The following is a 16,745-nucleotide window of genomic DNA, read 5'->3' on the forward strand; positions in this document are numbered from 1 at the left end:
GCTTTTCAGACTTATAGGCCGCGTACTCGCGGCCTAATCTCTTTCTTCGACAAACTTAATGGACGCCAGCAATCTGGCAACCCGTGCCAAGGTCAATTTTTGCAAAATAATACTGATCAATAGATAATATACGGCGACATGCAAGACCGTGTCGTTCAATAACGTTCTCGAATAATAGATGCCCGCAATCACTGCCATCATTACGAAGAACCATAACCGGCCGCAGGTTTTCGCCCGTGGGATCAGTTTTTGTAATTTCTCGCTATGGAGCTCATGCTTGTACCAAAGGTCAAAAACCGTCGAGATGCTTAAGACGGGGATAACGACAAACAGCACCAGCAATCCGACGCTATAGGCCCCATGGCCGGTCTTAACCAGTTCCATGGCAGCGATAACCAGAGAATATTGCCCATCCAGCCCAAGATATCCGTTCAACGTGACCAGAGGTGCAGCCACGCCAAACCCCAATAGCGCCGCTGCAAAAATCGTCAGCAGCCCCACAAATCGATCGAACCCGATCGCATGCTTGGAAATGGTATTATATCCGGATCGACCGACCAATAGTCGCTCAAAAAACTGACGCATCTTTGTTGTCCCTGCCCTTTTCTTTTAGGTTTATCGTATTGACATAGCGAATGGCAACAAAAGTTCGCTATCATACAAAAAGGGGCGGCAAATTCGATGCCGCCCCTTTTTAAATTCAGACCAACGAACAGAAGCCGGTTTAGTCAATGGTCCCCGGAACAGAAGGACGTTCTATCGCGGGCCCTTCCGCCCGATCCGACCATTCTGAAGAGTGCCGACTTTCGCTAACAGGCTGTGTGACCGATTCAGACTCCGAATTTTCACCGCTCCGTTCAACACCGGGTCCTTGACCTCCATCCGAAGATACTTCTGCATCTGAACCGGCATCTGAGTGCCCATACTCTCTATCCCATTGATCTTCATGCCGCCTCAGGATTGCCATCCATTCATCCGTCGGCAAAAAGGCTCTGTCATCAAATTTTGCCAACCGTAATCCCTGCACCGGTCCAAGAGCGCGGAACCAGAAGCCACTTGTTCTTGGATTTGCTGCACTACGCTGCTTAATGATCGTAAACGATTTTCGGCTCCATGCGTTGATATAGGCCAATGGACTGGCCGCAGGCGCCAATATTATCAACGCCAGGTTTCGCAACCAAGCAGTTCGAAAATCGGCCCAGTCATGATTGGGAAGTGCCGGGAAAATAGCCGCAAGGCCGCCATAATATCCCGCAGATCCAACAAGATACCACGCATACATCTGCATAACATAGGCAGGATACCATAGTGACTGTAAACGTGCATTCCATGAACCGGGCTCAAAATGCCGCGCGAAAAATCCACCTCTGGCATTGAATTTACGATAGGCAATAGAGGCTTTGATAATCGTCCGACGCCACCATGGCATTGCGGCCAGATCCTCCTCCGTCATATTCTGGTCGTAAGTAGGATTTGGCGCCTTTGTCATAAGATAATAGGGCAGAAGAGCCGCAGAGCCGACAAAACTGAACACAAAGGTGCGAAGCAGTCTCCAACTGATTTCTTCGCCAAAATTATTCATTCCGCCCGAAACCATTGGAAACCCTCGAGCCCAGCGCGCCAGATACGTGATTGCCGTGAAAGCAACCAATTGAACAGATACTTTCCAGAACATGCGACGAAGGGAGGCTGATAAGTAATCCTTGCTTGTCGCACCTCGTTCAGCAATTCCTTTCCAATAGTAGGCTTCGTTCGCTGTATACCCCTTTCCATATGCCGAGAAAGCCGTAACGGTCATCGCATATAGACCCAGATCCTTGATAAAGCCCGGTGTAACCACGTCACCATCGGAAAAAGTATACGACGTCGGGAACCACCATGCGAGCAAGGCCGACCCAAGTAAACTTTGCAAATAACCGCCTGTTCGCGTCCACCCTTGCATGTAACCAGATTGTGCAATTCGATCAAACGCAGCCTTATCCTGAGCATCCGGCTCTTCAACCGCGGGCGCAGGGCCCACTTCTGGTGCCTGTGCCCCCGGCAGGATGCCAAAGGTCCAACTCCAGAAACTTGGATAACGCACCCAATTTGCAGGCGCCGGCAAAACGTCACCTCCGTCATCGCTAAACGACACTTCTCTCAAGCGAACAATTTGCGGATCTGCCATGGCCTGTTCTTCAAGGGATCCATCGGACGCGTTGGATTTTACTTCAAGCTCAACACCCTGAAGAATTGGATCAGGCCGGGATGGGAGTGCGGGTCGTCCCGCCTCAACATCCATGGCATATGTTGGGCTTTCCATTCTACCATCACGATCAACAAAATTGACCGGATCGCCACTGGTATACGCATAGGCGTCTTTAGTCGCGCGGGCGGGATCAATACTCAAATATTTACCGATCGTCGGATCAAGTAAACGAGCGCCCCCGTTTATCAACTGAGTTTCCGCGTCATATTCGAGCCCGGCAAATTTGAACCGAAAATTATTATTACCGCCAGTTAGGCCATTATCCAGGATCATTCCGTATGGATGATAGGAAACCGACGCAGTCTGATGACCGGCTTCGTCAGAGACAGAAATCACACTGCCGCGAATATCATAATGAAAATAAACCGAATGAGCTGCTTTAGGAGTTCCGTCCCCCCCTTCCAACGCCGCGTGGGCCGCTGGTGTTAAAATTGCCATGAGAAAGGACGCCATTACGAAAGAAGACACAATCGTCATGACCGGGTTTCTACCGGATGAAGACACAGGGAATACGACCCTGTTCGACCGAGTGGTTACTCTTTCGAAGAGCACCAACGAAAATGCCGCGAGTGCAAAAATGCTGAGCAACATCGTCAACCCAGTGTTCAAATGGCTGCTTCCTGCCGCAATCGCTTTGTCAATAAGTGCGCTTAACTGATCCTGAATAGGCCCGCTTGTTTCATTTCCAGAAGCAGGCGCAAAACCGGCAAAATCATCGTCTTCCAGTAATTTGGTAAAGGCTGCAACACGACCCATATAATCCCAAACATACCGGGTCGCCTGAATACGGCCCTTGTCAAAGAGCGACACCTCATAAAAAGGATCAACGTAAAAGGTAGTGGATCCTTCTTCAGCCCGTTTTTCCAATCGCTGGCCAGTATGATCATAGGCAAACTCAGTCACCACTGATGCACCGCCAGAACGAAGGTTGCTTTTCAGAAGATTATTTTCAATATCGAACAGAAATTCTCTGACTTCACCGTGTCGTGTAATTTGATTGATATTGCCAAATTTATCATAGTTTATGCCGGTTTCCTGCCCAGATACATTGACGCTTTCGGGGTCCCGCTCACGGATTTCAGTACGATGGTTAAACCGGTCGAACGATTGACGTGCAACGACACGCCCATCGATTGTGTCCTTATAGGTCTTAAGACGTTGATCTTCTGTATAGGTATAATCCCGTTTGGCATGACGAACGGTCTTCCGTTCTTTCAAGTACCGATTTTCTTCGGATACCAAATCCGTGCCGGGCTTAAAATCATACGCGAGCCGCGAAAAAACCTGTTCAGGTTCTTGTTCACCGCGGGATGTAACAATTTCCGATAATTTGCCGTCGTTCCCCCACTGATAAGTTTCGACAACTTCATTTCCGAGAACACGGCTTAGCTTCTTTGTCCCGTCTTCAGAAATTTCAGGACGATATTCAATGATCGGTTTCTCCAGACGTCCCCATCCATCCGGCGCTTGCTCCACCCAGTTGATCCGGGCAAGACGGCTTCCATCATAGGTGTAGCCAATTTTGGAACCGTCGGGATAGGTTACCGTTTTCAACTGATCATTCTGATAATCATAAAGCAGTGTAAAGCTCAGAAATTCTTCATCAGAAACAGGAAAGCGTACGGTTTTTTCTGTTACAAAGCCTTTAGCCGAGTATAAAAACTCAACTTCATGCCCCTCAGGCAAAATGGCCTTTCCAATTTTCTGTGGATGTTCGTTTGAATAGCTAAATTCATAGAATTTCTGATTGGGAAGGGTTTTACGAATAAGTCTATTCTGGTCGTCATACTCCAAAAAGAGAGTTTCATCCGCCCGGCTTATCTCGGAAACCAGCCCCTGTTCGTTATAGCCAAAAGACGTACTGCCATACCCTTCCTTGACCTCTCGAATGATTTTCCCTTCCCGATTATACGTGATCTCCTGAAAGCGACCGGCTTCATCCATTACTTTGGTGACCTGCCCTTGCAGAGAATACACATTCTCAAGATAGCTTTCAGAGCGCTGTGTCCCATCCGGCCCGATCTCCTGACCCGATATTTTCACCACACGCCCCAAACCGTCTGTTACTTTTTCAACCCGTTTGGTAAGCAGGAGTTGATCATCCTCAGAGAACATTTTGACACTATTCAGGACCCTCAAATAGCCGCTTGCCAAAGTCTCTTTCTCGACTTCCTTAACAATCGACACCTTTGAAGACGATGCTTTCCGCGGGTCCACGATGTCAACGCGCTGTCCGACCTCAAGGCCCGCCGCATCCAGGATCACCTGAGTTCTAGACCCGTTGGGCAAGACCTCTTTGATAACCTGTCCCGTCCCCGCATCATATTCCAAGAACGCCGATGTTATTGTTTTCCCGTTCTGCATTTCCAAGGAAACCGGAAATGTTTTAAAGGCATCATCATATTTAATGCGTGTTTCAGTATTTCCCTGACGGGCAACAATAATATTTCCGTGCTCATCCAGCTCTTGAGACGATGTCTTATTTTCCATTTCTTGTCCCGCACGGGTTCCGGTAATGTTTGACCCGGTTAGCAGATCACCGTCGAAACGGTAAGCCCATTCCTTGGTTGAGACCTCTGAAGTCTCGGTGGATTTAAACTGGCGTGAAACCAACAGATTGCCTGCGTCTTCCGGCACTGGACCGCGTGCGACCTGATCCAGATAGGTGAAAGACTGCTCTCCTTCCTCTGTTATGACTGTAACGATCCTGCCTTTGGCATCATACTGACGTTTGTGAGTAATCGTTGTTGTTATCTGCCCTGATGGATCGTATTGCTGCGCAATCGTTTCCTTCAGGAGTGTACTGGTTACATGTGCCGCTTTGTGCGGTGCATATACATAAGTTTCATCAGATAGAGGCTGGAAAACAGGGGTTGGCTCACCGTCTTCAAAGGTAACATCAGCAACTGTTTCTTTCACAAGTATTCCCGCGATTTCTCCTTCCCCAAACTCCGTTAGGGACCCAATACCGCCATCAGCCGGATAGCTTTTGGCCAACCCAAACCCTACTCTTTTTCCCTGCTTGTTCTGAGGTTTTTCAAACAGATAATTTTCCCTTCCCATCAAACGTCCCTGATCTTTCAGAACAAGGGACGTAAGAACAGGGCCGGACTTGGTTTTGCCATAGGTAAACTCAGTTTCCCCGCCCCGGCCATTTTGAACGGCCGACAAACGGCCCCCTTCTTTGGTCCAGGAAAATTCATAAGGCGCAAAGCAAGAAAGCGATTTGCCTTCTCCTTGGGCGCATTCACTCAGCGTAGAAAGCGTCCCTGACCGGGAATATGTCAATTGATAGGCCCGCACCAATTTTTCAGCGACAGAACTTGTAAGGCCAATAAGCCGCTCTGGATTTTTGTCGTCATAGTTTAAATGAACCGCACGCAGGTTCCGCTTTTCAGCCTTATCCTGACCATAATAAATTGTACTGATCGCACCTGTTTTTGCGTCATACCGGTATAAAATAAAATTTTCAAACCGGTCAAAAATGGTGTTAATTTCCCAGGGTCCTGTTTCCAGCGTATCCATACTTGGCGCCGTATAATATTGACGCAGCCCATTCCCATCCTTCAGCAGGAAACCCACATCAGATTTCTGCAAGAGAATGCGCGGATCATTGGGTAAAGAATACAAGGTCCCCGACTGCGCCCCGGTTACTGGTATCAGTGGCACGTTGCCAAGACAGTAATTTTTTTTCCCCTGACCACACTGAATAATGCTTTCAGGATGGGTCAGTCCAACTTCAAACCCGGCGTTCTGATCGGCTTCGGATTTCGCAATACGGATTTTTAGATCCGGTTGCAGGCCGTTGGTGCCCGGTGCGATTCCGATTGGAAAACGAACTTCTGGCATTCCACGATACCGGTCTACAGACACATAAAACTGCGCGTCTTCTCGCTCAAGGGTAGAGCCTTGTTCAGGCGGCAAATTTATTTGTGGGCGAAATTTTAAGAGCAGCGAGAGTTCTTCATCAAGCTTTTTTCCGATGAGGCTGGGTTCAAAATCCAAAATCGTTTCAGCAGTCACCGTTTGGGTTGTATTTGCATAAACCCCAGTACCCATCACCAGACAGGAAAGGCCAGCTGACAACAGCATCGCCTTGATCGGAGTTTTAAGTCTGCAAGGCAGAGTTTCCGTTCGTTTCATTATACGTGCACCTTTTTCAAGCTGAATTTAGTTCGCTCGCGTCTCAAAAGACGGCTTTCATTAAAAGGAGAACGCAGGAAGAGCTGAGTCTGTGAGGAAGCCTTGAAAAAATCATACGATTTCACGAAAGGCCTGGTTGCGCTGTCTTAGTAAACATCAACAAATTTAGATTGTTACAGACAAAGGTATCTCAAATGAAGAAAACCTCGCTAAAAAGGAGCATATTAGCGTGCACTGCATTGGCTATATTAATTAGTTGGAATTCCGCCGCGACAGCATCCTACAAAGTCTTCCGAGATGAATTCGGTGTCCCGGCGATTGAAACTGACGACACATTGGAAATGTGGTTCTCTTATGGTTTCATGCAGGCACGTGATCGCCTGCTTCAACTTGAAATTCTAAGACAGGAAGCCTATGGAAACCTGCTTACGGATGAGAAATTTCTAGCAGAATCCGATACACTGGTTAGTCGGCAAACGCGAAACTGGCGCAGAAAGCATTTGTTTCCAGACTTACGCAACACTTTAACGCAAGAACTCTCAGACCTGCCCGGTGCCTACGGAATGAGAGAAAAGCTGACCTGTTTTGCCAAGGGCATCGAAGCTTTCAAATCCCTTGTGTTACTCCCACGCGCCCAACAGGATGATCTCAGTGCAGATTGTATTTCGTCAGAGAACCTCAACAGCCTGCTCGTCGCGGAGTTTGGTCCGGACAAACAAGTACCGCGCCAAGAAGCGGATTTTTTAAACACCAAATTTCAGTCAGTATTGTATGGAAAAGATGAAAAAAAACATGCCGATTTTGAAACCCCCTGGTCAGCGATCGACAGTATGGCGCTTTTCCAGCTACGGGTAATGCATGAATTTTCACTTCGTAACACCGAGATGAAAAACCTCACTTTGCTAAACTCTCTAATCGACCAGAACAATCAGAATACGAAGGTTGCGGCTCAAAAGTTCAACTCTGTAAAATGGGCTCTTCTTGAAACAGCAAAGACGACCATACCGACCACCGCTGATCATGTTGAGATGGCAGCGAAGCAGAGGCGCCAGTATCATCAGGCGCTGATCGAAAACACCCAGCCAATTGGCAAAGGCTATTCGATAAATGGCTGTGAAATTCAAAATCCAGAAACCTTAAATGGTCGGCTTGAGGAAGCCGTAAGATTGGCTTCTCATAAGACCGAAGCCCCCTTTGCAATGAACGCGAGCAACTGGTGGGTCATTTCTCAGGAAAATTCCGGCAATATAAACAGCCTACTGTATAACGGCCCCCAAGTACCGGCGCCCGATCCAAGCCACACCTATCAGGTCTCGTTGACCAGCAATCAGGAAGATGATCCCTTTCGATTTTCTGGAAGTGGTTTTGTCGGGACATTGAATTTTTGGCAGGGTCACAACGAGACAATGGCGTTTGGTTTGACAGCAGGAAATGCAGACGTTTCAGATGTCTTCTGTGTGTCACTTGAAAGAAAGAGAAGCGATGATAGCTGGTCTTTTCAAGGACATCCATTCCTTCCAATTCTGGAGGGAGCGGACCTAAAAGAATTCCAAGAGGTCGCCACTACTTATCAGAGGTTATTTAAGAAAGAACTGCAAAATATTTACACACTCGGGAATACAGGCTGGCCTGTTCTCACGGTCGATGAAAATGCCGGTGGGAAAACGGCAACGGCGTACATTCTGCGTTATAATTGGCAGGGGCTTACTGCAAAAACAATCCAAAATTGGTTAAAAGCGACGCAGGCGAAAAATCTCAACGAATGGAACCGCTCTCTAGACGGTGTCGCAGGCAACTTCAACCTGTCTGCCGCCCACAAAGACGGCAGCATTGGATATCGGCTTGTTGGCGCGTTGCCAAAGAAAAAAGGAACATCCTTTAAGAGCGATGACCCAAAAGACTGGCAATATTACCCGGATTACGATCCGCGCCTGCCCGCGCCGATTTCACCCTTTGATGGTTGGGAAAATGATGGTGGCTGGGTCCTGCATGGGAAATACAATCCAGTAACGACATTCCATAAGCTTTCATTGGATCAAGAACAAGCTCCGACAGCAAGCAACGCGCGTATTCAGTATATTGCCAACTGGAACCAAAAACCGTTTATCAATATGCCAGACACGGATCTGGATTACGACAGCTACACGCCCTATGATCGGGTCTTCATTCTGGAACAGGAAATGCAGGGACGGGCTGAGCCATGGACGTTGGAAGCATTACTGGATTTTAACGGCCGCTTACAACGGATGGACGTCAATTACTTTGCGTTCAAACCATTTCTTACATATCTGGAAGATCAATCGCAAAGGCTTGATGAAAAGACAATAAAGGCGATCAGTCTCATTAATCGCTGGAACGGGATGAGAGGCAACTATCGTGGGAACGATTTGCGGGGACTACATAAAGGCCATGTTCTGTTTTATCATTGGCTGGAAAGCCTGAACCGGCATATCGCCGCAAGACTTTCTGACAACAACCTTGATGTTAGCATGGCTGAAAGCGATGCCTTTCTCTTAAATTTCCATGAAGAGAAAAAGGACGACGGCGGTGCGGATCTCTCAAAAATTCAAAAGGAGAATCTGAAAAAGTGGTCGAAATCTTTTATTGGCCAGCTTGAAGCGGGCCAGATGAAATTGAAACAACCCAAACTCAATCATCCTGGCACGGAAATTCCAACAATTGAAACCAGTCATAATATTCATCTGGCAAGCCGGATTATTCTTCAAAGCCTGCACGCAGCCTTTGACGATGAACGCTTGACTATATCCGGCATGAGTGAATTCCCGGAATTCTCATATGACAAATATCAGTTTTTTCTCTTGAAAAACGCCACCGATGCCAAGTCTGTTATGCAGTCTGCCTTGTCGTATGCATTGAAAAAAACGACCGAAGACTGGCCCGAATATGACAGTCCTTCGGCCTATATGGAACGCGAATCCGCTACCTATACAGGCCTAACGAAAACGTTGGGGGCCAAGGATACCCAAATTGGTTTTAGACCTGAAGCCCTTAACACCCGGCATTTCCGAAACCGCGGGGCCTTCAACATGGGGGCCGCGCTGGGTCGGTATGGCGTCGACGCGAAGAATGTCAGTTCACCGGGCATTCGTGAATATCGCAATGCGCCAGGAGCAGGTCATCCAACGCCTCATAATGGAATTGAAACCGACTATAGCGTCAATCAGCTCCCGCTCTATCAGGCAAATGACTATCGGGATATGAAATAAACGAAAGATCATGGTTGAAAGCCCGCCGTAATTTGGCGGGCTTTCAACTCATAAAGCTGCGACTGTTTTCTCGATCCATCGATAAAAACTTTTTATAATAGGATCGTTCGCATTTTCCGGAAGTGTCAGTAAATAGTACCCAGAATTGAGGGATAACTGCTGAGCACCAATGGCAACCAGTTTTCCTGATGCAATATCAGTATGCACAAGACACTTTTTAGCAAGAGCCACACCTTCACCATTTATCGCTGCTTCAATGACCATCCACTGCTGAGAGAATTCCCGCAAATTTAAATGGCTTGTATCCTCAACACCCTGATTTTTCAAAAACTCCTGCCAGGAGGGATAATCCTGAATAACAGAAGGGTGTTTATCCATGAGCAACGGAAAATCGGCAAAGTTCTCAAGCGCCAGCGGGCGACCATCCACTCCCTGCAAAGTAGGGGAGGCCACCAACATAAGTTCGTCCTGTAAGATTTCTCGTGTCCACATATTGGCCTGATGGGCATGCCCATACCGAATACCGACATCACCGTCGGAAGGATTGAATTCATTCACTAATTCGACTGTTGAGACAGAAATATCCAAATCTGGCCATAAGGAACGAAAGTCGGTTAGCCGAGGAAGTAAAAACTTCATCGCAAAAGACGCAGTTACCGAGATGATCAGGTTTTTCCGGATCTCGGGCCGTCCCACCGAACGGGTGGCACCCCGAATTTCATCCATCGCCTTTGAGATCGCTTCAAAATACAGTTGGCCTGCTTCTGTGAAAGACAATCCCCGGTTACTGCGTTGGAATAAACGACAGCCGATCCATTTTTCCAGCGCATGCACCTGCTGACTGATCGCACCAGAGGACACCCCTAATTCTTGCGCCGCTCGGGCAATATTCAAATGTCGTCCGGCCATTTCGAACGAACGCAATGCATTTAAGGGGGGTAGAGACTCAGCCACCGGCTCACCATTAGTTTATCTAAACACAAAAACAGAGTTACTAAATTCCATAAAACTAATTAATTAAATATTCTATCCATAGTTTAGGGGAAAAGTCGACCATTCAATTGGATAACAAAAAATGACCAGACACAATTCAAGCGTAACTCTCTCAATTCTAAAGGATTTGGTTTCCTTTGATACGACCAGTTACAAATCTAATCTCCAATTGATTGACTATGCTCACAACCTCCTTTCAACCTATGGTATTGAAGCCACGATTATAAAAGATGCGTCAGACCGAAAAGCAAATCTATACGCAATAATCGGCCCAACCGACAGACCCGCTGTGGCACTGTCAGGGCACACGGATATTGTCCCTGTTGACGGTCAGGATTGGACCGTAGACCCCTTTTCCCTTTCAATAAAAAATAACAGGGCCTATGGCCGTGGCACGTGTGACATGAAGGGTTTCATTGCATCCGTATTAAGCGCGTTGCCAGCCCTCACAGAGAGGGAACTGAAACGCCCAGTCGCAATTGTTCTTTCCTATGATGAAGAGATTGGGTGCACGGGCGTTCGTCCTATGATCGAGGACCTACTGGCAAAGAACATACAAATCGGCGGCTGTATCGTCGGCGAACCGTCTGCCATGAAAGCCGTGACTGCCCATACTGGCAAGCAGGTCTACCGCTGTTCTTTTAACGGAACCGCCATGCATTCTTCATTATCACCGGGCGGCATCAATGCAATTTCATATGCAGGGCAGGTCATCAACGAGATCAGCCGTATCGAAAAAATTCTGAAGGAAGAAAAAACCGACGACACCCGGTTTGCCTATCCCCATCCCACCATCAATATCGGAATGATTCAGGGCGGGAAAGCTGTCAATATCGTTGCCGAACATTGCCAGTTTGATGTGGAATGCCGCTATCCGCCTGGATGCGACCATCGCCTGTTTACCGATGGTCTGCCTCATTTCATCGAAACACGCACGCACCCTTTAATGGCGAAAGAAGCCGATCGGGCAGGCGCATCCTGCCAAAAAATTGTCGATTATCCAGCTTTCACAATTCCGGACGATGCTGAAATTGTCCAACTTGCCCGGCGACTTTCTGGCTCGAACGATGATATCGCTGTGAATTACGGCACCGAAGCCGGACTGTTTAAGGCCGCCGGTTTTGAAACTGTCGTCTGTGGTCCCGGCGATATAGCACAGGCTCATCAGGCCGACGAATTTATCGAATTAGAGCAGCTTTCGTTGTGCGACAGCTTCATCCAAAACCTGGTCGGTGAACTGGCCCGTGATGGAGGGGCACATGGTTGATTTGCTACCCGGCTTCGACTCCGCTCGATCCATCGCAAACTGGATTTCAGAGTCGCCTATCGTTACCGATCCAATGGCGAAGGAACGTGCCAAGGCGGCGTTTATCGACACAATCGCCTGTATGCTTGCGGCCTGTGATGACATTGCCACACAAACAGTGTTCAAGGCCCTTAAATATAGTGGTCAAGGGGCCTGTTCGGCCATTGGCCGCACCGAAACCTTGTCCGCTGAAAGTGCAGCCTTGCTCAATGGTACTGCCGCTCACGCCCTGGATTATGATGACAACTTTCTCCCTGCGGTTACCCACGCATCTGCCGTTCTCGTACCTTCCCTTCTTTCTTTAGGAGAAGAAGTGGGTGCGTCGGGTAACCAACTTCTTGATGCCTATATTATTGGGCTGGAAGTGCAAGCGTGGCTTGGTCGTTTCATGATCCCGGCGCATTATGCAGCTGGTTGGCATGCGACCTCAACGATTGGAACAATCGGGGCCGCAGCGGCCTGCGTACGGGTTCTTACACTAGATGACCAAAGCGCGCTGGGTGCCGTCAGTCTCGCCACCAGTATGGCGAGCGGATCCAAATTGCAATTTGGAAGCATGGCAAAACCATTGCATGCCGGCTTGGCAGCGCGCGCCGGGATCACGGCCGCCCGGCTCGCCGCCGCAGGCGTTAATGCAAATGAAGATCCGTTTCACGGGCCATGGGGGTTCATCAGTCTTCATCACGCCTCGCAAACCCCGACGAATGCGCCTTCGGGCCAGCTTGCTATTATTGAGGCAGGATTGGCTCAGAAAAGATGGCCATGCTGCGCCAGTGCGCACCGGACATTGGATGCCATTCTTCAACTTCGCCAGGAAAATGATCTCGACCCTCATCAGATTGACTATATCGAAACGACCATACCGGACTCCAACGTCAAAAATCTTCGTTTTGATAATCCTGAGAATGAAAACGAGGCCCGGTTTTCCATGCCCTATTGTGCAGCTTTGGTTGCCCTGAACGGCAAAATGTCACTTTCAGATTTCACACCTGCGGCGGTTCGACGTCCTGAAGTAAAAGCGTTTTTACCGAAAATCAGAATGAACAGCGCCGGACCCCAATCAGATTTTGGGACCGGCATTTGGGATATACCGGCTGAGACCAGAATTACAACGAAACAGGGAGATGTTTTCGAAAAAACCATATCTCACCCTGTTGGAACCATTCATCACCCAATGGGTGAAAATGAACTGTATCAGAAATTTTCAGAATGTGCGGCCTCTCTCCTCTCACCAGAACAAACAGACGAATTCTATACCCGTCTACTGAACTTTGAGAATGAGCCAGTCCGTCATATTGCTTCGCATCTAAGACGCCGCGAAGTGCCATCAACCGTAAACTAAAAACCATAAACGGTCACATTACTAACAGGGTTAAACTAGGAGGACATTATGACATCAAGACGAATTCTACTTAAATCAATTGCCGCTCTTTCAGCCGGGGTTATGCTGGCAAGCACGGCAGCCGCCGCGGAAACATATAAAATTGATGTTTCACTTGAAACCGGCCCAAATCACATCCGTAACATCAGTGTCAAAAAATGGGCTGATGCACTAAACGAACAGTCCAACGGACGCCTAAAAATCAATGTCTTTGAAGGGGCCTCGAAATTCAAAGGCTCATCCGTCCCGACAGCATTGGCCCAAGGAACGCTCGACATGGGTGTCCCCGGCACCTGGCATTTAACCAAATTCATTCCAGATTTCGGTGTGATTTTCCTTCCCATGTTCTTTGGCCATGATCGCCAAGTCAGTTATGCCGTAATGGACGGCGAGATTGGGAACGAACTGCGTAAAAAAGTTGAAGAAAAGCTCAATGTTAAAATCGTTGGCCGGTTCATTGACATTGGTGGCGCGATCACTTTTATGAAAAGCCAGAAGATTTCGGGTCCTGACGGCTACAAATCTCAGCGGATCCGCATTGCCGGTAGTGCTGCGCATGCCCGTCGCTATGAAGCTCTTGGTGCCAATGCGGTTAAAATCTCCTGGCCCGATGTGCCACAGGCTCTGCAAACCGGTATGGTTGATGGTGTAATGACCGCGTTTGAATCCGTTCGCAGTGCAAAACTCTGGGATTCTGGTATTAAATACGCGTATGTCGATCAGCATGCCTTTCACCAGTATGTTCCAATGATTAATCGCCAGCTTTGGGATTCTCTTCCTGCTGATCTGCAGACACTTGTGGAAACCACTTGGGAAAAAGCCGTGGACCCACAAAGGGAATTCACAGCCCAACGGGATGCAGATGCACGGGCAGAAGCCATCAAAAATGGTATTATTGTCATCGATGCCTCAGCAACTGATGTTGAAAAACTCCGCTCCCGGCTTATGCCTATTCAGGCGGAAGTCATCAAGGAACTCCGGATTGATCCGAGTTTCGCGGACCGCGTCCAAAAGGCTATTCAATCCTCATTATAATATCGTCACGTATGCACTTACGGGAAAGCAGGAAACTGCTTTCCCGATATACGCAGGGGAAGTCCAATGGCTTATGCAATGAAAATCATAAAAAAAATAGAACATTTTCTGATGGCAACACTCGCAACTATTTCGCTTGTCCTCGCGGTCTGGGAAATGTTCATGCGATACTATTTTCCAAGTTCGCTACCTGACTGGACCTCCGAAGTCGTCATCTATCTTATCACGGCATCTGTGATGCTTTCTGGCGGACTTCTTGTTTCTGAAAACAGGCATGTACATGCTGATTTTTTCTTACGCATGATCCCGGCAAACCAACAAAGATATATGGAAATCGCCTTTTGCCTTCTCGGTATGGGGGTTTGTTACATCATCATGGAACGCGGCTTTGGCATCGTTGATTTTGCGTATCGGCTGGATGAAAGAAGCGATAGCTCCCTGCAATTCCCGGTCTATCTTTATTACGCCTTTGTACCGGCCGCCTTCGGTTTGATGCTGCTGCATTATACCCATCGGCTGTTTAGCTATATTTTCACTTTCGACATCGCGACCATGACAACGACAGAAGTTGATCTGGAAAACGCTGACTAACCGGCCTGAACGGAGATTACCATGTTTTTCCCATCTGTATTTACGGGCCTGTTTGCGCTTCTGGCGACAGGTATGCCCATTTTTCTTGCTTTGGGTGTGATGAGCATCCTGCTTTTTTATCATGAAGGTGTTCCGCTGATTGGCATGCCTCAACTGATTGTTGATCATCTTAATTCGATCACCTTCCTTGCGATCCCGTTTTTTGTCATGGCGGCGACCTTTATGCAAAAAGGGGGCGTCGCAAAAGCACTCGTCGACTGCGCCTATGCCTGGGTCGGAAGCGCACAAGGTGGTATTGCCATTGTATGCGTCGTAGCCACTGCTATCTTCGCCGCCATCTGTGGTTCCTCCGTCGCGACGGCTATGGCCATGGGGACAATTTTGGTTCCGGCAATGATGGAGCGAAATTACGAACGCAAATTTGCCGTCGGGATCGTCGGTTCTTCGGGAACATTGGGCATCCTTATTCCACCCAGCATGGCGTTCATTGTCTATGCGATCATTGCCGAACAATCAGTTCCCAGACTATTTCTGGCAGGCGTAGTGCCGGGCCTGTTGCAAGCAGGTCTTTTTATTGCCTGGAGTCTCTATTACACCCGCAAGAAAAAATACGAGAGGGGGGTCCGGTTGCCACGGGATGAATTTATCCGTGTTAATATAAGGGCACTACCTGCGCTTTCTCTGCCTGTTATTGTTTTGGGCGGCATTTATGGTGGATTTGTTACCGTAACGGAGGCTGCGGCTCTCTCAGCCCTCGTGGCCATCCTTATCAGTGTCTTCTTCTACAAAGGGTGCACACCACAAGAGGTAATCCCCACCATTGCTGAAGCCATAAAACGGGCAGGCACCATTGTCTTTATTATTATGATGGCGCTGGCCTTCGGTCACTGGATTACAGGATCTGGCTTTACCCAATCGCTCACCAATATGGTGATCGAGTATGATATCGACGGATGGCAGTTCTTGTTGCTCATCAATGTCCTTATGATTTTTCTGGGAATGTTTCTAGAGAATTTTGCCGTGCTACTGGTGGTGGTTCCCTTGGTTCTTCCGCTTTTGAAACCATTAGGGATTGACCCTGTTCACTTTGCTGTAGTTGTCACGGTCAATCTGGAACTGGGTTTGTTGACACCACCAGTTGGGTTGAACCTCTTTGTTCTGACCTCTATTACCAAGGCACCAATCAAAGAGGTAATCCAAGGGACATTACCGTTCATTCTTCTGATGTTGGTTTTCTTGATGCTGGTTACCTACATCCCAGAAATTTCTCTGTGGCTGCCCAATCTGGTCTACGGCAGTTAAAAGAGATCGGCGGCTATTGAAAACGTTTGATAGCCGCCGACAACATGGCTTTGAGTTCGATGCCGACCTGACCACCGTCCCCATGTATGCGCCCGTTAATCGTCGCCTTCATTGCATCCGTATGGGCTTTAATGATTTGAACATGGTTATCAGAGACACCCGCATTTGAGCCCGTAAAGTCATATAAACTATCGCCGAAAGTGGAGACGAGTGGATAGCCAAAAGTGCCCCCTTGCCCCTTCATTTCATGGGCAATTTCCTGAATTTTGCGATAAGAATTGACCCGTTTGTCCGGAAAGTTCACACAGACTTCAACAAGAGCCGTCATTTTGTTCAAGGTCCCTTGAACCCAATCAGGATAATCAGAGATCACTTCCTGAAACTGGGCTTCGGTTTCTTCAATCAATTCGGGAGGGAATGAGATATTTTCCGCCGTTGCACCTATTCCCCCTGCCTTCTCCAACAAGCGGTTTCGAATACGGTAAAACCTGACACTGACTTGCGGTTTTTCCACGATGG

At 48.2% G+C, this 16,745-nt stretch carries 10 protein-coding genes; 6 read left to right on the top strand and 4 right to left on the bottom strand.

All coding sequences use genetic code 11. The features are described from left to right. Positions 1-33: 33 nt before the first annotated feature. The gene (locus tag ACJAYR_RS06570) at positions 34-585 is read right to left on the bottom strand and encodes a hypothetical protein (protein ID WP_415235850.1); all 552 of its coding nucleotides are present in this window, start codon (positions 583-585) and stop codon (positions 34-36) included. Positions 586-724: 139 nt separating this feature from the next. Further along, positions 725-6,391: an RHS repeat-associated core domain-containing protein gene (locus ACJAYR_RS06575; RefSeq protein ID WP_415235851.1), complete on the bottom strand. Its 5,667-nt coding sequence runs from the start codon at positions 6,389-6,391 to the stop codon at positions 725-727. A gap of 239 nt (positions 6,392-6,630) precedes the next feature. Here ACJAYR_RS06575 and ACJAYR_RS06580 point away from each other — a divergent pair, with 239 nt between their 5' ends. After that, the gene (locus ACJAYR_RS06580) at positions 6,631-9,618 is read left to right on the top strand and encodes a penicillin acylase family protein (protein WP_415235852.1); all 2,988 of its coding nucleotides are present in this window, start codon (positions 6,631-6,633) and stop codon (positions 9,616-9,618) included. A 48-nt stretch (positions 9,619-9,666) separates the two neighbouring features. Here ACJAYR_RS06580 and ACJAYR_RS06585 read toward each other — a convergent pair whose 3' ends face one another. Next, positions 9,667-10,572: a LysR substrate-binding domain-containing protein gene (locus ACJAYR_RS06585; protein ID WP_415235853.1), complete on the bottom strand. Its 906-nt coding sequence runs from the start codon at positions 10,570-10,572 to the stop codon at positions 9,667-9,669. Positions 10,573-10,693: 121 nt separating this feature from the next. On the opposite strand from ACJAYR_RS06585, the gene argE reads away from it, so the two are divergent. The 5 genes from argE to ACJAYR_RS06610 all read left to right on the top strand — a co-directional run bounded on the left by argE (position 10,694) and on the right by ACJAYR_RS06610 (position 16,226). Continuing rightward, a complete protein-coding gene (gene argE / locus ACJAYR_RS06590) occupies positions 10,694-11,878 on the top strand; it encodes an acetylornithine deacetylase (protein ID WP_415235854.1) in 1,185 nt (394 codons plus the stop codon). Beyond that, positions 11,871-13,259 carry an MmgE/PrpD family protein gene (locus ACJAYR_RS06595; RefSeq protein WP_415235855.1) on the top strand — a complete coding sequence of 463 codons (1,389 nt, stop codon included), beginning with the start codon at positions 11,871-11,873 and terminating at the stop codon, positions 13,257-13,259. Before argE ends, ACJAYR_RS06595 begins: the two co-directional genes overlap by 8 nt. Positions 13,260-13,307: 48 nt before the next feature. Further along, positions 13,308-14,333 carry a TRAP transporter substrate-binding protein DctP gene (dctP, locus tag ACJAYR_RS06600; protein WP_415235856.1) on the top strand — a complete coding sequence of 342 codons (1,026 nt, stop codon included), beginning with the start codon at positions 13,308-13,310 and terminating at the stop codon, positions 14,331-14,333. A gap of 66 nt (positions 14,334-14,399) precedes the next feature. Next, positions 14,400-14,924 (top strand): TRAP transporter small permease, encoded by a 525-nt coding sequence (locus ACJAYR_RS06605; protein ID WP_415235857.1) that lies wholly within the window; start codon positions 14,400-14,402, stop codon positions 14,922-14,924. Positions 14,925-14,945: 21 nt separating this feature from the next. Continuing rightward, positions 14,946-16,226: a TRAP transporter large permease gene (locus ACJAYR_RS06610; protein WP_415235858.1), complete on the top strand. Its 1,281-nt coding sequence runs from the start codon at positions 14,946-14,948 to the stop codon at positions 16,224-16,226. A 13-nt stretch (positions 16,227-16,239) separates the two neighbouring features. Here ACJAYR_RS06610 and ACJAYR_RS06615 read toward each other — a convergent pair whose 3' ends face one another. After that, positions 16,240-16,740: a hypothetical protein gene (locus tag ACJAYR_RS06615; protein ID WP_169542786.1), complete on the bottom strand. Its 501-nt coding sequence runs from the start codon at positions 16,738-16,740 to the stop codon at positions 16,240-16,242. Between the last annotated feature and the right edge of the window lie 5 nt (positions 16,741-16,745).

The sequence above is a fragment of the Sneathiella sp. genome (genome assembly GCF_047631475.1).
Lineage (GTDB): Bacteria > Pseudomonadota > Alphaproteobacteria > Sneathiellales > Sneathiellaceae > Sneathiella.

Coding starts and splice junctions, on each gene's coding strand:
- ACJAYR_RS06610 (WP_415235858.1), top strand. CDS start 14,946: ATGTTTTTCCCATCTGTATTTACGGGCCTGTTTGCGCTTCTGGCGACA.
- argE (WP_415235854.1), top strand. CDS start 10,694: ATGACCAGACACAATTCAAGCGTAACTCTCTCAATTCTAAAGGATTTG.
- dctP (WP_415235856.1), top strand. CDS start 13,308: ATGACATCAAGACGAATTCTACTTAAATCAATTGCCGCTCTTTCAGCC.
- ACJAYR_RS06575 (WP_415235851.1), bottom strand. CDS start 6,391: ATGAAACGAACGGAAACTCTGCCTTGCAGACTTAAAACTCCGATCAAG.
- ACJAYR_RS06570 (WP_415235850.1), bottom strand. CDS start 585: ATGCGTCAGTTTTTTGAGCGACTATTGGTCGGTCGATCCGGATATAAT.
- ACJAYR_RS06605 (WP_415235857.1), top strand. CDS start 14,400: ATGGCTTATGCAATGAAAATCATAAAAAAAATAGAACATTTTCTGATG.
- ACJAYR_RS06595 (WP_415235855.1), top strand. CDS start 11,871: ATGGTTGATTTGCTACCCGGCTTCGACTCCGCTCGATCCATCGCAAAC.